Origin of the sequence: Sphingomonas sp. (assembly GCF_036388435.1) — a bacterium.
In the GTDB taxonomy this organism is placed as follows: Bacteria; Pseudomonadota; Alphaproteobacteria; order Sphingomonadales; family Sphingomonadaceae; genus Sphingomonas.
Map to the genome: position 1 here is coordinate 1 of NZ_DASVRV010000010.1, position 13,033 is coordinate 13,033.

18 protein-coding genes and 1 pseudogene are annotated in these 13,033 nt (G+C 71.1%); 3 read left to right on the top strand and 16 right to left on the bottom strand.

What is annotated here, in order from left to right:
- The 3 genes and pseudogenes from VF592_RS02635 to VF592_RS02645 all read left to right on the top strand — a co-directional run.
- Positions 1 to 140: pseudogene (locus VF592_RS02635) on the top strand (diaminopimelate decarboxylase); the annotation flags it as partial.
- Positions 137 to 886 (top strand): precorrin-2 dehydrogenase/sirohydrochlorin ferrochelatase family protein, encoded by a 750-nt coding sequence (locus VF592_RS02640; protein WP_331004050.1) that lies wholly within the window; start codon positions 137 to 139, stop codon positions 884 to 886. The pseudogene VF592_RS02635 and the gene VF592_RS02640, both read left to right, overlap by 4 nt.
- On the top strand, positions 883 to 1,833 hold the full coding sequence (locus VF592_RS02645; RefSeq protein ID WP_331004051.1) for a CorA family divalent cation transporter: 951 nt from the start codon (positions 883 to 885) through the stop codon (positions 1,831 to 1,833). Before VF592_RS02640 ends, VF592_RS02645 begins: the two co-directional genes overlap by 4 nt.
- Here the strand turns inward: VF592_RS02645 and VF592_RS02650 are convergent.
- The 16 genes from VF592_RS02650 to VF592_RS02725 all read right to left on the bottom strand — a co-directional run bounded on the left by VF592_RS02650 (position 1,830) and on the right by VF592_RS02725 (position 13,033).
- The gene (locus tag VF592_RS02650) at positions 1,830 to 2,501 is read right to left on the bottom strand and encodes a spermidine synthase (protein WP_331004052.1); all 672 of its coding nucleotides are present in this window, start codon (positions 2,499 to 2,501) and stop codon (positions 1,830 to 1,832) included. The genes VF592_RS02645 and VF592_RS02650 overlap by 4 nt on opposite strands.
- Before the next feature lie 33 nt (positions 2,502 to 2,534).
- On the bottom strand, positions 2,535 to 2,663 hold the full coding sequence (locus VF592_RS02655) for a hypothetical protein (protein ID WP_331004053.1): 129 nt from the start codon (positions 2,661 to 2,663) through the stop codon (positions 2,535 to 2,537).
- 27 nt (positions 2,664 to 2,690) lie between these two features.
- Positions 2,691 to 3,056 carry a DUF6481 family protein gene (locus VF592_RS02660; protein ID WP_331004054.1) on the bottom strand — a complete coding sequence of 122 codons (366 nt, stop codon included), beginning with the start codon at positions 3,054 to 3,056 and terminating at the stop codon, positions 2,691 to 2,693.
- Between the two features lie 27 nt (positions 3,057 to 3,083).
- Complete coding sequence (locus VF592_RS02665; RefSeq protein WP_331004055.1) at positions 3,084 to 3,302, bottom strand: hypothetical protein; 219 nt, start codon at positions 3,300 to 3,302, stop codon at positions 3,084 to 3,086.
- Positions 3,303 to 3,544: 242 nt separating this feature from the next.
- Positions 3,545 to 3,946 (bottom strand): flagellar export chaperone FliS, encoded by a 402-nt coding sequence (gene fliS, locus VF592_RS02670; RefSeq protein WP_331004056.1) that lies wholly within the window; start codon positions 3,944 to 3,946, stop codon positions 3,545 to 3,547.
- Positions 3,943 to 5,376 carry a flagellar filament capping protein FliD gene (gene fliD / locus VF592_RS02675; protein ID WP_331004057.1) on the bottom strand — a complete coding sequence of 478 codons (1,434 nt, stop codon included), beginning with the start codon at positions 5,374 to 5,376 and terminating at the stop codon, positions 3,943 to 3,945. The genes fliS and fliD overlap by 4 nt, the downstream gene beginning before the upstream one ends.
- A gap of 52 nt (positions 5,377 to 5,428) precedes the next feature.
- Entirely contained in the window at positions 5,429 to 6,562 is a 1,134-nt protein-coding gene (locus tag VF592_RS02680; protein WP_331004058.1) for a flagellar type III secretion system protein FlhB, read from the bottom strand.
- A 16-nt stretch (positions 6,563 to 6,578) separates the two neighbouring features.
- A complete protein-coding gene (fliR, locus tag VF592_RS02685; protein WP_331004059.1) occupies positions 6,579 to 7,352 on the bottom strand; it encodes a flagellar biosynthetic protein FliR in 774 nt (257 codons plus the stop codon).
- Positions 7,353 to 7,357: 5 nt separating this feature from the next.
- Entirely contained in the window at positions 7,358 to 7,630 is a 273-nt protein-coding gene (locus VF592_RS02690; RefSeq protein WP_331004060.1) for a flagellar biosynthetic protein FliQ, read from the bottom strand.
- Between the two features lie 8 nt (positions 7,631 to 7,638).
- Complete coding sequence (fliP, locus tag VF592_RS02695) at positions 7,639 to 8,514, bottom strand: flagellar type III secretion system pore protein FliP (protein WP_331004061.1); 876 nt, start codon at positions 8,512 to 8,514, stop codon at positions 7,639 to 7,641.
- Entirely contained in the window at positions 8,511 to 8,765 is a 255-nt protein-coding gene (locus VF592_RS02700) for a flagellar biosynthetic protein FliO (protein ID WP_331004062.1), read from the bottom strand. The genes fliP and VF592_RS02700 overlap by 4 nt, the downstream gene beginning before the upstream one ends.
- Positions 8,766 to 8,770: 5 nt before the next feature.
- Positions 8,771 to 9,061: a flagellar motor switch protein FliN gene (gene fliN, locus VF592_RS02705; RefSeq protein ID WP_331004063.1), complete on the bottom strand. Its 291-nt coding sequence runs from the start codon at positions 9,059 to 9,061 to the stop codon at positions 8,771 to 8,773.
- Complete coding sequence (locus VF592_RS02710; protein WP_414714140.1) at positions 9,054 to 10,031, bottom strand: flagellar motor switch protein FliM; 978 nt, start codon at positions 10,029 to 10,031, stop codon at positions 9,054 to 9,056. Before VF592_RS02710 ends, fliN begins: the two co-directional genes overlap by 8 nt.
- Before the next feature lie 3 nt (positions 10,032 to 10,034).
- The gene (locus VF592_RS02715; protein ID WP_331004064.1) at positions 10,035 to 10,646 is read right to left on the bottom strand and encodes a flagellar basal body-associated FliL family protein; all 612 of its coding nucleotides are present in this window, start codon (positions 10,644 to 10,646) and stop codon (positions 10,035 to 10,037) included.
- Between the two features lie 17 nt (positions 10,647 to 10,663).
- Positions 10,664 to 12,583, bottom strand: a complete 1,920-nt coding sequence (locus VF592_RS02720; RefSeq protein WP_331004065.1) for a flagellar hook-length control protein FliK — start codon at positions 12,581 to 12,583, stop codon at positions 10,664 to 10,666.
- Between the two features lie 36 nt (positions 12,584 to 12,619).
- Positions 12,620 to 13,033, bottom strand: a complete 414-nt coding sequence (locus VF592_RS02725; RefSeq protein WP_331004066.1) for a hypothetical protein — start codon at positions 13,031 to 13,033, stop codon at positions 12,620 to 12,622.

The following is a 13,033-nucleotide window of genomic DNA, read 5'->3' on the forward strand; positions in this document are numbered from 1 at the left end:
CGACGATGGCGTCGACCTATAACAGCCGCGCGCTGGTGCCCGAGGTGCTGGTCGACGGCGCGCGCTTCGCGGTCGTCGCCGACCGCATCACCCCCGAGACGATCCTGGCGGCCGAACGCGTGCCCGACTGGCTGAAATGAGTTGGCATTCGCTGCCGCTGCTAATGCGCGTGGCGGGGCGCCCGGTCATGCTGCTGGGCGAGGGTGAGGCGGCCGACGCGAAGCAGCGCCTGCTGGAGCGCGCGGGGGCCGTGATCGTCGGCGAGGACGCGGAGGCCCGGCTCGCGGTCGTCGCGATCGAGGATGAGGATGAGGCGCAGGTGGCGGTAGCGCGGCTCAAGGCGCGCGGGGTGCTCGTCAACGCCGTCGACCGCCCGGCCCTGTGCGACTGGACGCTTCCCGCGATCGTCGACCGCGACCCGCTGCTCGTCGCGATCGGCACCGGGGGCGTGTCCGCCGGGCTGGCCGCCGCGCTCCGCCAGCGGCTGGAAGGGCTGATCCCCGCCGATCTGGGCGTCCGCGCCCGCGCGCTGTTCGACGCGCGCGATCTGCTGAAGGCGCGTTTCCCCGACCCCGCCGCGCGCCGCCGCGCGCTGGGCGCGGCGATGGCGCCTGGCGGTCCGCTCGACCCGATAGGGGAAGGGGACGCCGCCGCCTGGCTCGCCGATCCGCGCGGCACGCCGGAGCCGAGCCTGCATATCCGCCTGCGCAGCGCCGACCCCGACGATCTGACGTTGCGCGAGGCGCGCGCGCTCGCCAATGCGACGGCGGTGCACCACGCCCGGGACGTTCCCCCCGCGATCCTGGCGCGCGCGCGCGCCGATGCCGATCGTATCGCCTGCGACCGGCCGCCCGCGAGCGGCGTGTATCTGGAGATGGTCCGGTGAAGGGTTTCGCCTATCGCATCGATCCGGGCCGCGCGGTGCGCGCCGACATCGCCGAAGCGCTGAACCCGGCGGCCGAGCTCGTCTGGGTGCACCTGTTCTCGATCGACGAGGATGCCCGGGCCTGGCTGTCCGACCATGCGGAACTGACCCCGCAAATCGTCGACGCGCTCACCGCCGCCGAGACACGCCCGCGCTGCGACCAGTGGGAGACGGGCGCGCTCGTCAACCTGCGCGGGCGGTCGGAGGAGGAGACGAGCAAGGAGCCGCTCGCCTCGTTGCGCCTATGGGCGACGCGCGGGCGGGTGTTTTCGGTCACGCGCAAGCACCTGTCCGCGCTGGCGGCGATCGAGGCCTGTGTGGACGCGGGCAGGGTCGAGGATCCGGGCGACCTGATCGCCGAGTTCGCCTCCGCGATCACAGCCGATCTCGATCCGCATGTCGCCGATCTCGGCGACCAGCTCGACCTGTGCGAGGAGGCGCTGGAGGGCGCGAAAATCGTCGAATTGCGCCGCCAGGTGAACCGGGTGCGCGGCACCGCGATCGGTTATCGCCGATTCCTGGGCCCGCAGCGCGACGCGTTGGAGAAGCTGGCGCATCTGCCGGGCGACTGGCTCGCCGACGAGGACCGCATCCACCTGTCCGCCGCCGCCGACCGCGCCGCGCGCATGGCGGAGGAGCTGGAGGCGATCCGCGAACGCGCCGCGCTGGTGCAGGACGAATTGTCGGAAATGCGCGCCGAACAGCTCGATCAGCGCGGGCTGGTGCTGTCGATCGCGGCCATGATCTTCCTGCCGCTGACCTTCATCACCGGGCTGTACGGGATGAACGTCGAAGGGCTTCCCTATGCCGACCGGAGCTGGGCGTTCGAGGCGATCTCGGCCGCCTGCCTGGCGATCGCAGTGGTGGTGACCGCCTATTTCACCATCCGCAAATGGGTCTCCAATTAGCGGCGCACCCCGAACCAGATGACGTGCCGGGGCCCCTTGCCGTTGGAGCGGGCGCGCACGACGACCTCCTCGACCGCGAACCCTGCCTCGCCCAGCCGCCGCGCGAAGCGCGGGTCGGGCGCCGCCGACCACACCGCCAATATCCCACCGGGACGAAGCGCGCCGCGCGCCGCCGCCAGCCCGGCCGCCGAATAAAGCCGGTCGTTGCCCGCGCGGGTCAGCCCGTCGGGGCCGTTGTCGACATCGAGCAGGATCGCGTCATAGCCGCCCCGCGCCGCGCCGATCACCGCCGCGACATCGTCCGCGACCAGGGTCACGCGCCGATCGTCGAGACAACCGGCGGTCAGCGCCGCCATCGGCCCGCGCGCCCAGTCGATGATCTCGGGCACCAGCTCGGCCACCGTCACCCGCGCGTCGGGGCCGAGCGCGCCCAGCGCCGCGCGCAGGGTGAACCCCATGCCGTAGCCGCCGATCAGCAGATGCGGGGCGCGCGCGTCCGCCAAACGCTCGCACGTCATGGTGGCGAGCGCCTCTTCCGATCCGCTCATGCGGCTGTTCATCAGCTCGTTGCGGTCGAGCACGATCATGTGGTCGGCGCCGCGCCGGAACAGCCTGAGCTCGTCCCCGCCCGGCACCGCCGCCACGGCGACCAGTTCGCGCGGGATCACGCGCGGCGGACCTTCACCGACAAGGGTCGGCCATCAGCTTTTCAGCGTGGTCATCTCGACCGGCTTGCCCTTGGAAGACGGGTTGGACTGGTCGAGCTTGGGCGGCTTGGTCGCCTTGGGCTTGCGCACTTCCTTGTTCGACTTTTTCTGACTCTTGGCCATGACCAAACTCCTGTCGGGGGCTGACGCCTATTTCTTGCGGTTCTTGCGCGCGGCGTAGCGGGCGTCGCGCAGCGCCTTGCGTTCCTCGTCGGTCATCTTGGGCGCCGTGGCGGCGGCCTTGGCGGCGGCGGCCGCTTCCTCGGCGGCGGCGGCCTCGGCCGCAGCCTGGGCGATCCGTTCGCGCTTGGCGGCGGCCTCGTCCTCGCGCGCCTGGCGGGCGGCCCGGCGCTTCTCGGCGGCGGCGGCCTCACGCGCGGCGGCGGCGGCGGCGCGCGCGGCCATCACCGCCTCGTCGACCGGCGGCTTGGCGCGCAGCTTGTCGAGCGCGGCCTGCTTGGCGCGCGCGGCGGCCTCCTGCCGATCCGTGAAACTCGGGTCCTTGAATGCTGCCATGTGTTCCTGCCGTGATCCTGTACGAAGTTAGAAGCGGGTAAGCCGGGTCGGCGTGCGCTGCACGGGACCCGCGATGACCTTGGTGCCGTACGCCTTGACGATCACCGCGGCGTCGTCGGCATTGTTCATCACCACGCGCGTGCCGCCGGAATGCAGCGTCTCGATCGCGCTGATCCCCAGCTTCTTCTTGGCGCAGGTCGCGACGACATGATCCTGGGGGGCGTTGACGTTGATCGCTCTGGACATGGCGGCTCCTGGTGGACGGCGATGGCCGGTCTGGCTGACGTGATGGCCCGACCGGTCGAATATCGGCCAAGCGACCAACCTTGTTCCACAAAAAGCGAGCCCGCGCCAACAGGGCCGGACTCTCGGGGGAACAGGCCGCCGGGGCGACCCGGTACGGCCGCGCGCGACATCGAACCCCCTATATAGGGCGAAGCGCGCGAAAAGCCAGCCGCGTGATGCCCGCGGGGCCGTCGCCGGAGCGCTCAAGCGCCGCGGATGCTGGCCCAGGCCTGGGCGATGCCGTCCAGTTCGTCGGCCACCGCGCGGAACGGGGCGGGGTCGTGGCCCAGGCTGGCCTGGACGATCTGCTTGCGGGCGCCGGCATAAAGCGAGGCCAGGGTGCGTGAAACCTCGCCGCCCGCATCGAAGTCCAGCCCCGCCTCCAGCGCGAACAGCACGGCGGTCGCGCGGGTCACCCGCTCGCTCTTTTGCGCATGGTTGCGGTTCTCCACGGCATGGGCGGCCGCGCGCAACGCGCCGACGACTTCGCCGTACAGCATCTGCACCAGACCGGCGCCGCTGCCGGCCGATGCCGCGCGGCCGGCCACGTCGATGCGGCGATAGGTGCGCTCGGCACTCTGGAGCGGGCTGGCATAGCTCGTCATGCGTCGCTCCGGTTCCAGGCCTTGATCTGGTTGTCGAGAAAGCTCTGCGTCGATTTATAGGCGGCGGTGCGCGCGTCCATCGTCGCGAACTGGCGCTGCAGCCGATCGCGCACCGCGCTGGTCTGCTCGGCGACCTTCAACTTGGCCTCGGCGAGCGACGATCTCGCCTTGGTATAGGTCGCGGTCGACGCGTCCAGCCCGACATTGCGGTCGGTGCCCTGCTTCACGATCGCCGCCAGCGCCGCGGACAGCCCGCCCTCGCTCGCGCCCGTGCCCGCCGCGAACATGCGTTCGACGGCTTCGGGAAAATCGGTGACCACCTTGGTCAGGCGCAGGGTGTCGACGGACAGCGTGCCGTCGCGCGCGGTCGCGACCCCGAGGTCCGCCAGCGTGCGCGGAGCCCCCGCCGCGCCGGCCGGGATCAGCACGGTCGTGGTCAGTCGCGTCAGCCCCCGCGTGAGCATCCGCACCGCATTGTCGCTGCCCAGCACCCCGGATTTGGGGTCGTTCTGTTCGCGGACGACCGCGAGCATCTCGTTATAGGCGGCGACGAAGTCGGTCGCCGCCGCCGTGATCGCGACCCCGGGCTTGTCGGTGCCGATCGTGACCGGGGTCGTCGACAACCCCACCAGGTTCAGCGTCGCGCCGGGCACCAGGTCGGTGATGCTGTTGGTGGTGCGGGTGAAGTTGATCCCGTCGACCGTCAGCACCGCGTCGCGCGCGCGCGACGCCGAGGTGGTCGCGGTGGAATTCCGATCGACCGCCAGCGTCGCGAGCGACTGGCCGGTGCCGCCCGTATCGGCGCCCGCGATCTCGAACGCCTGCGCGGCTCCCGACGGCCCGCTGATCGACAGCCGCTCGTTCGCGCCGTCCATGACGATCCTGGCGGTGACGCCGGCATTGGCGGCGTTGATCCTGGCGGCGATGCCCGACAGCGTCGCGTCCGCGTCGGTGATCTCGATGGCGATCGGCGATCCGCTCGCCGCGAAGCCCGTGGTCGTTCCCGCCTCGTCCAGCACGTCGCGGCCCAATCGCAGCGTCAGCGTGCCCGTTTGGAAGGCGGTGCCGGCCGGCAGCGGCGTGTTGGTGGTCGACACCTGCCGCGCCGCCAGCGAGGTCACCGTCACGCGCGCCGACACGTCGGCGGTCGCGCCGGTGGGCCGCGAAACCTTGATCGCGGCCTCGTTGGAACTGGTCAGCTTGCTGCGCAGCGACCCGCCGGCCACCAGCGATTTCAGCGCGGCGTCGAGCCCGGTGACCGCGCTTTTCAGCTTGGACACGCCCGAAACCTGGGCGGTCAGCTTTTCCTCGCGCTTGGTCAGCTCGGCGTTCTTGGCGGCGAACTGCGCCTCCACCAGCGAGGTGACCAGCGCGCCGATGTCGATGCCGGAGCCCGACCCCAGCGTCTTCGCGATCGATTCGATGGCCATCAACTTCTCTCCCCGCGCGTCCAAAGGCTAAACGGCCGGAAAGCCGCGACCTTTAGCGAATCTCGCCATTCTCGTCGAAGCGCGCGCCCGGCGGCACGTCGACCGGGGGCAGCGGCGGCGCGGAGCCGCCGGCCGCGGCGTTCAGCTGGAACACGAAGGCGAGCACGGTGGCGATGGCGACGTACAGGTCGTCGCGCACCTCCTGCCCCTCGCGGCTGGTGTAATAGACCGCGCGCGCCAGCTGGGGATATTCGAGCACGGGCAGCGCGATCTCGCCCGCGAAGTCGCGGATCGCCAGCGCGGTCGCCCCGCGCCCCTTGGCGACGACGACCGGCACCTGGTCGCGCCCGCGATCATAGCGCAAAGCGACCGCGAAATGGGTGGGGTTGGTCAGCACCACATGCGCCTCCGACACCGCCCGGCGCGCGCCGCCCTGCAGCACCTCGCGCCGTCGCTGGCGTTGGTGCGCCTTGGCTTCGGGCGAGCCCTCGGTCTGCTTGTGCTCGTCCTTGACCTCCTGCTTGGTCATGCGCAGCTTCATCATGCGGCGGATCGCCTGGACGGGCACGTCGATCCCCGCGATCACGACCAGCCCGCCCGCCATCGCGATCAGCGTGTCGGCGAACAGATCGCCGAGCATCGCCACGGCCTGGCCCAGATTGACCGAGGACAGCCCCATGCTGGCGGCGCTAACCTTTTTCATCATCCACCAGCCGATGGCGCCGAGCAGCACGACCTTGAGCAACGACTTGCCGAGTTCGATCCAGCCCTGCGCGCCCAGCATCCGCTTGAGCCCGGCGGCCGGGTTCACGCGGCTGGCCTTGGGCGCCATCAGCTTGGCGTTCCAGCCGAGCGAGCCGAGCCCCGCCTGACTGAGCACGGCCGCGACCATGCTGACCGCGAACAGGCTGGCGAGCGAGGGCAGCAGCCGCCAGCCGGCCTCCATGATCGGGCGCCAGGGGGAGAAATCCTCGACATCGGCGCGGCCGAACTGGAGCGAGGCGGTCATCACCCCCTTGCACGCGGCCAGGAGCGAGGGCCCGAACCAGACGATCCACGCGACGCCCGCCAGCATCGCCAGCGCGGTCGCGAACTCGCGGGACTTGAGGACGTCGCCCTTCTCGACCGCGTCGCGGACGCGTTTGGGGGTCGCGGCTTCGGTGCGTTCGCCGCCTACCTCCGACATGAGGCGCTCTCTGACATCAGCCGAGCACCAGTCGGTCGGCGGCCTGGAGGCTCTCGCGCACGATGACGAGCATATAGTCGCCCATCGCCGGGAACGACACGGCGAGCGCGACCACGCCGACCGCCAGGCTCATCGGCAGGCCGACCGCGAACAGGTTCAAGGACGGCGCCGAGCGCGAGATCATGCCGACGACGAGGTTGAGGCAGAGCAGCAGGAACCCGACCGGCAGCGCCAGCAACAGCCCCGCGACGAAGGCATAGCCGCCGAAGATCGCGATCGCCTTGAACCGCGCCGCGCCCATCCAGGCCTGACCCGGCGGAAGCGCGTCATAGGAGCGCACGATCATCTCGACGAGCACGAGATGCCCGTCCATCGACAGGAACAACAGGGTCAGCATGATCGAGAAGAACTGGCCCAGCGCGGGGCTGGAGCGGCCGTTCTGCGGGTCGACCGACGACGAGAAGCCGAGCCCCATCGACCCGCCGATCAGCTCGCTGGCGATCAGCGGCGCGGCGAAGGCGATCTGGAGGACGAAGCCGATGGCCAGCCCGACCAGCGCCTCGGCGGCGACGGCCATGATCGTCGCGACGCCGAACAGGGCGGCGGGCGGCGTCACCGGATGAACGCCCAGCACCAGTACCCCGACCGCGCCCGACAGCGCGACGCGCACGGGCAGCGGCACGCCGATGGCGCCGAACACCGGCGCCGCGACGAACGCCGCGCCGACGCGGATCATCACGAACAGCAGCGCCCAGAGCTGGGGCTCGATCGACAGGCCGAAGCCGAGCATCGGCCTTAGCGCACCAGGTCCGGAATGCGTTCGAAGATACCCACGGTGAAGTCGCTGAGCAGCCCCAGGATCAGGCCGCCGAAGATCAGGATCGACATCGCCACCACCAGCAATTTGGGGACAAAGGACAATGTCTGCTCGTTGATCGAGGTCGCGGCCTGGACCATGCCCAGGATCAGGCCCGCCAGCAGCGCCGGGATCAGGATCGGCGCGGCGGCGAGCGCCAGCACCCACATGGTCTGGTTGGCGACCGTCAGGAAATATTCGGCGTCGGCCATCTACGTCCTCACGCGAAACTGTTGGCGAGGCTGCCCATCGTCAGCGCCCAGCCGTCGACGAGGACGAACAGCAGGAGCTTGAACGGGAGCGAGATGATCTGGGGCGACAGCATCATCATGCCCAGCGACATGAGGACGGTCGCGACCACCAGATCGATGACGATGAAGGGCAGGAAGATGAGAAAGCCGATCTGGAAGGCGGTCTTGAGCTCGCTCGTCACAAAGGCCGGGAGGAGCACGGCATAGGGGATGTCGTCGGCCGAGCGATAAGGGCCAGACTTCGCCATCTCCGCGAACATGGTCAGGTCCTTGACCCGCGTCTGCTTGGACATGAACGCGTGGAGCGGGGCGCCCGCCGCCTGGATCATCTGGGTGCCCTGCATCCGCCCGGCCGCATAGGGCTCGATCGCGTTGGCGTTGATCTGGTTGATCGTGGGCGCCATCACGAACAGGCTGAGGAACATCGACAGCCCGATCAGCACCTGGTTGGGCGGAGTCTGCTGGAGCCCCAGCGCCTGGCGAAGCACCGCCAGCACGATGATGATGCGGGTGAAGCTGGTCATCATCAGCAGGATGCCCGGCAGGATCGTCAGCAGGCCCATGATGATCAGGACCTGGAGCGACAGGCTCAGGGAGCCGGTCGTCCCCTGCGCGCCGCCGCCGAGCTGCCCCAGCGCGCGGTCGACGGCGTCGCCGACGCCCGGAGGGGCGGGCACGGCCGGTACGCCCTGCGCGAAGGCGGGCATGGCGACCAGCATGGCGAGGAACAAGGCGACGACCGCGAACAGCGCGCCGAAGCCGCCGCGCGACCGGCGCGCGGTCGCCTGGGCACGGACGGTGCGGACGAGCGCGGGGCCGGAGCCCAGCCGCGTGACGGTGATCATGCCTCCACCTTGTCGACCAGGGTGACGCCGCCGCGCCCGACCGACACGAGCAGGCGCCTGCCCTCGAAATCGAGCACCGCCAGCTTCAGGCCGGGCGAGATCATCATCGTCTCGCGGATGGCGATGGTGCGCGTCGTCGGCTTGCCCGGCATCCGCGATTCGAGCCGCCGCCAAAGGTAGAGCGAGCCGATCATCAGCCCGCACACCAGCGGCAGGAGCACGACGAGCTTCAGGATATAGGACCACATCATGGCGGTCAGTTCCGCTTGTCGGGCGAGACGAGCTCGGTCATCCGCACGCCGAAGCGGTCGCCCACCGTCACCACCTCGCCCCGGCCGATCAGCGTGCCGTTGACGAACACGTCGAGCAGCTCGTTCGCCTGACGGTCGAGCTCGATCACGCTCGACTCGCCGAGCGCCAGGAGTTCGCGCAGCGTCAGGTTGGTGGAGCCGATCTCCACGGTGAGCTTGACGTCGACGTCCTGAAGCAGCCGGAAATTGGCCCCCACGGATTGGTCGACGGGAAAGCCGCCGGTCATGTCATTCATCGCACGGTCCTTCAGCGGGATGGGCATCGTTAGAAAGCGAGGTGAGGCGCACCGCGGCCAGGCCGTTCGACACGCCGACGGTGCCGACGCCCAGCCGGTCGCCACCGACCATGACGGGGACGTTGGCGCCGAAGCTGATCGGGATCACGTCGCCGGCCTTGAGGTTCATGAGTAGCGAGAGGGGCACGACCGGCTCGGCCAGGACCGAGCGGACGGGGAAGCGGACGTTCATCGCGGCGCGGGTCAGCGCGGTGCGCCAGGCCGGATCGGGTTCCACCTTGTCGAGGACGCGGCCGGCTAGGCTGGCGCCGTGCGGCTTCATCGCCGCGACCGGATAGAGCAGGTCGAGATGGACGGGCTCGCCGCCCTCCGTGGCCAGGCCGAAACGGGTGACGATCAGCGCGTCCTCCGGGCCGATGCCGAGCATCGCCGGATTGGCCTCGACCCGCCCGACCGCGAAGTCGATCCGCGCGAGCGGCTCCCAGGCGGCGGCGAGCGGTCCGACGATCGTCGCACCCAGTCGCGCGATCATCGCCTCGGCCGCGGGCGAGAATTCGGTCGGCAGGGTAGGCGGGGTCGACCCCGATCCCCCGAAGAACAGATCGAGCAGTTCGAGCACGAACCGCCCGTCGAGCACGCAAAGCGCCTGCCCGTCGAGCGTCGTCATCGGCAGGGGCAGCCAGGCGGTCAGCCCTTGCGCGCGTTCGGCGCGGTAATCGCCGAAATGCTGGACGGCGAGCGGCTCGGCCCAGCAGCGCAGCTCGCGCCGCAGCAAGGGCTCGAACACGCCGCGCAGCGCGCGCGCGAGCCGCGCCGAGAGATGCTGGACGGTGTGGAGATCGCCGAACGGATTGAGCTTGGTCTGGCCCAGCAGCCCGGCCCCGACCGCGCTCATGCCCGGACGCGCGCGCTCGCGGCGGTCGCCGGGGCCAGCTGTGGGCGTATCGGGGGTGAAGCGGCTGTTAACCATGCCTCACTGAACAACGAAATTGGTAAAGTAGACGTTACTAACGCCGCCGAATCCCTCCTTTTGCTCCAATGTTTCGTTGATCGCCTTGGCTAGCTTGCGCTGAAGCTGCTTCTTGCCCTCGCCGGTGAACACCTGTTCCTCGCTGGTGTCGCTCAGCGCCATCAGGATCGCGGAGCGGACGGCGATGTCGTTGGTCTTCAGCCGCTCGATCACCGTGTCGTCATAGGGCGTCGACACGGCCACTCCGACCTGGATGAAATGCACCGAATTCTGGAGGTTGGAGGTGAACTCCTTCTCCATCGCGTAATAGTTGGACGCATATTTCTCGCCGCCCGCGACCTCGGGGGTGGGCTTGCCCTCATGGGTCGATTCGGGTGCGTCGCCGCCCTTGGCGTCGCCTTCCTCGCCGCGCTTCTGCTCGCTTTTCAGCACCAGCTTGGGCTTGGTCTCGTTCTCGGCTTCCGCGTGTCCGCCGCCGCCGACAAGCCCGGTGCTCGCGGCGTATAACCCCGCGCCGACGCCGCCGCCGACCAGCACGATCAGCCCGACGCCCAGCACGAGCAGCTTGCCCAATTTGCCCTTCTTCTTGGGCGCGTCCTCGGTCTTGTCACTCATCTACGGGTCCTTCTCGATCAGGCGATGCGGGTGTCGGGGGAGTCCTCGTCGGCCGCCGCCGCGGCGCGCGGGCGGGCGGGGACGGGGGCGGCATTCGGTTGGGGCTGACGACCGTTCGGGGCCGAGCCGCCATCGCCCACCCCGGTCTGGCCGAGCTTGAGCCCGCGCGCCTCGGCCGCCTCGGCGAGGCGCGGCGCGGCGTCCTGGAGGAGCGTGCGGGTGGCGGCCTGTTCGGCGGTGAAATGGACATGGACGGTGTCGCCGTCGCGCTTCACCGCCACGTCGATCGCGCCCAGCGCGTCGGGGATCAGACGGATGCGGGTGTCGACGGCGTCGACCGCGTCGCGCAGCCGCTCGATCCGCTCCACCATCGCCGATGGCCAGCGATCCTGGCGCAGGTCCAGCGGGGCCGCCGCAGGGGCGGTGACCGCGGTCGCCGCGTCGAGGCGAGGGGTTTCGACCGGCGATGCCGACATCTCGGCGGACAGCGCGCGCGGATCGCGTGCGATCCGGCGCAGATCGGCGGCGAATACCTGCCGCGCGGCGCCGCTCATCACCGTCCGGGTGAGGGTCGGGGTGGTTGTGGGAAGAGCCATCCGGTCGGGCGCGACCGGTCCGGACGGGACCGACCGCGTCTCGGTCTGCTGCGGTGCCGGCTCCACCGGTGGCGCGGCCGGAATCGGCGCCGTGGGAGGAGCGACGCTGTCCGATCGCGTGATGGCCTGACCCGGCGATGCGGGCTGGGCCACACCCGGCATGACCGGCTGGGGAGCAGGCGACGCGATCTCGGCCGCGGGGGCGAGCGCGGAGCCGGCGGGCCCGATCGGAGAAAGGGGCGACGCGGCCGCCGGTGGGGGTGCCGCGCCGGTCGGGATCGGCCGCCAGTCGGCGCGCGCGGTCGCGATCGGCGACGGGCGCGATGCCCAGGTGAGCGAAGCCGAAGGGGGCAGCGCGGGGAATTGAGCTTGCGCCGGCAAGCCGATTTCTGCGTCGGATCGTGGAACGATCCGCTCGGTCACCGGATCGCGTGCGGGTCCGATATCGAGCGTCGCGCCGGTCATCGCTTCGGGCCGGACTAGCGGGGCCGCGCCGAGCGGCGGCGCGGGCCGGGCCGGTGCGCCGGCCGGTTCCGCGGCGCGTCCGATGACAGGCTCGCCCGTCCTTGCGCGTTGCGGCGGGGCGAGGTCGGGCGCCGGCGCGACGGCGGGGCGGACCGTCGACGGTCGGGCGACCGGGGAGCTCCGCGGCGGGGCGGGTCGGGCAATGACGGGTAGCGCGACGGGCTGCCGGAACGGTTCGACCGGCGCCGTCGGGATCGGCTCGGGCGACGGATGCGGCTTGTCGTCGGTCGGCCGTGCGACCGGCGCCGCCAAGCTGGCGGGCGCGATGCGTACCGAGACCGGCGTCGGGCCGGGCGGCCGGGTGGGCTCGGGCTGGCCGAGCGGATCGGGGAACGCCGCATGGGTGGGAAGACCCTCTTCCCGGATCGGCGTGGGAATCGGGGTTGCCGGGAAGGGCTGCGGCGGAGCGGGGTCGGCGGGATATGTCTCCATTTCCCCGGTCGTCATCGGCGCGTCGGACTCCGGCGCGGGCTCGGCGCCGCTGTCGGGCCGGGCGTGGCGTGGCCAGGGGATGGGCCGGGTGACCGGACCCGTGGCTTTCGCCGGCGCGGCGGCCGGCAGGGCCGCAGCGACCATGGCGCGCGGCGGAATCGGCGGGGATACGTCCTCGACGTCACCCACCTCGACCGGGAGCGACGGGAGCGCCGCGTCGAGCGTCGGCGGCACGGGGTTGCCGCCCGGGGCCGGACCTTGCCGGCCGGTCATCGCCTCGCCCAGTCCGGCGAGCGCCAGTCCGAACGCGGCGGCATCGCCCCCGGCCGGGACGGGCGCCTTGGGTGCCAGCAGAGTGAGGAGAGGCGACAGGGCGGGGATCATGAATGGGCTGTCCGGTGGATCGGGTCTAGCGAGTGATCAGCAAGGTCCGTGCCGTTTGCGTCCCAGCCCGACCTGTTCGAGTTCGCGCATCTCGCGGCGAACGGTGTCGCGGCCGGCGCGTTCGATCAGTTTCTCGACCGCGCTCTGGTCCTGCCTGGCCCCGCGCGCGCCTTGGGCGGCGCGGCCCGCATCGGCCTCCGCGGCGCGGACACGCGCGGCGGCGGCCAGCGCGGAGCTGTTCAGCCGCTCGCGGTAATGGGCCGCCGCGCCGAGCGTCACCGCCCCGCCCGACACGGGCGCCACGGCCTCGGCGAGCTGGGCGATGCGCGCCGACATCGCCGTCTCGGTGGCGACCGCGTCCCGGGCGCGCGACTCCTCGGCGCGGGCGAGCGTCAGCTGGAGCGTGCGGACCCGGTGGATGCGCGCCAGCGTGCGCGCGTCGGCGGCCAT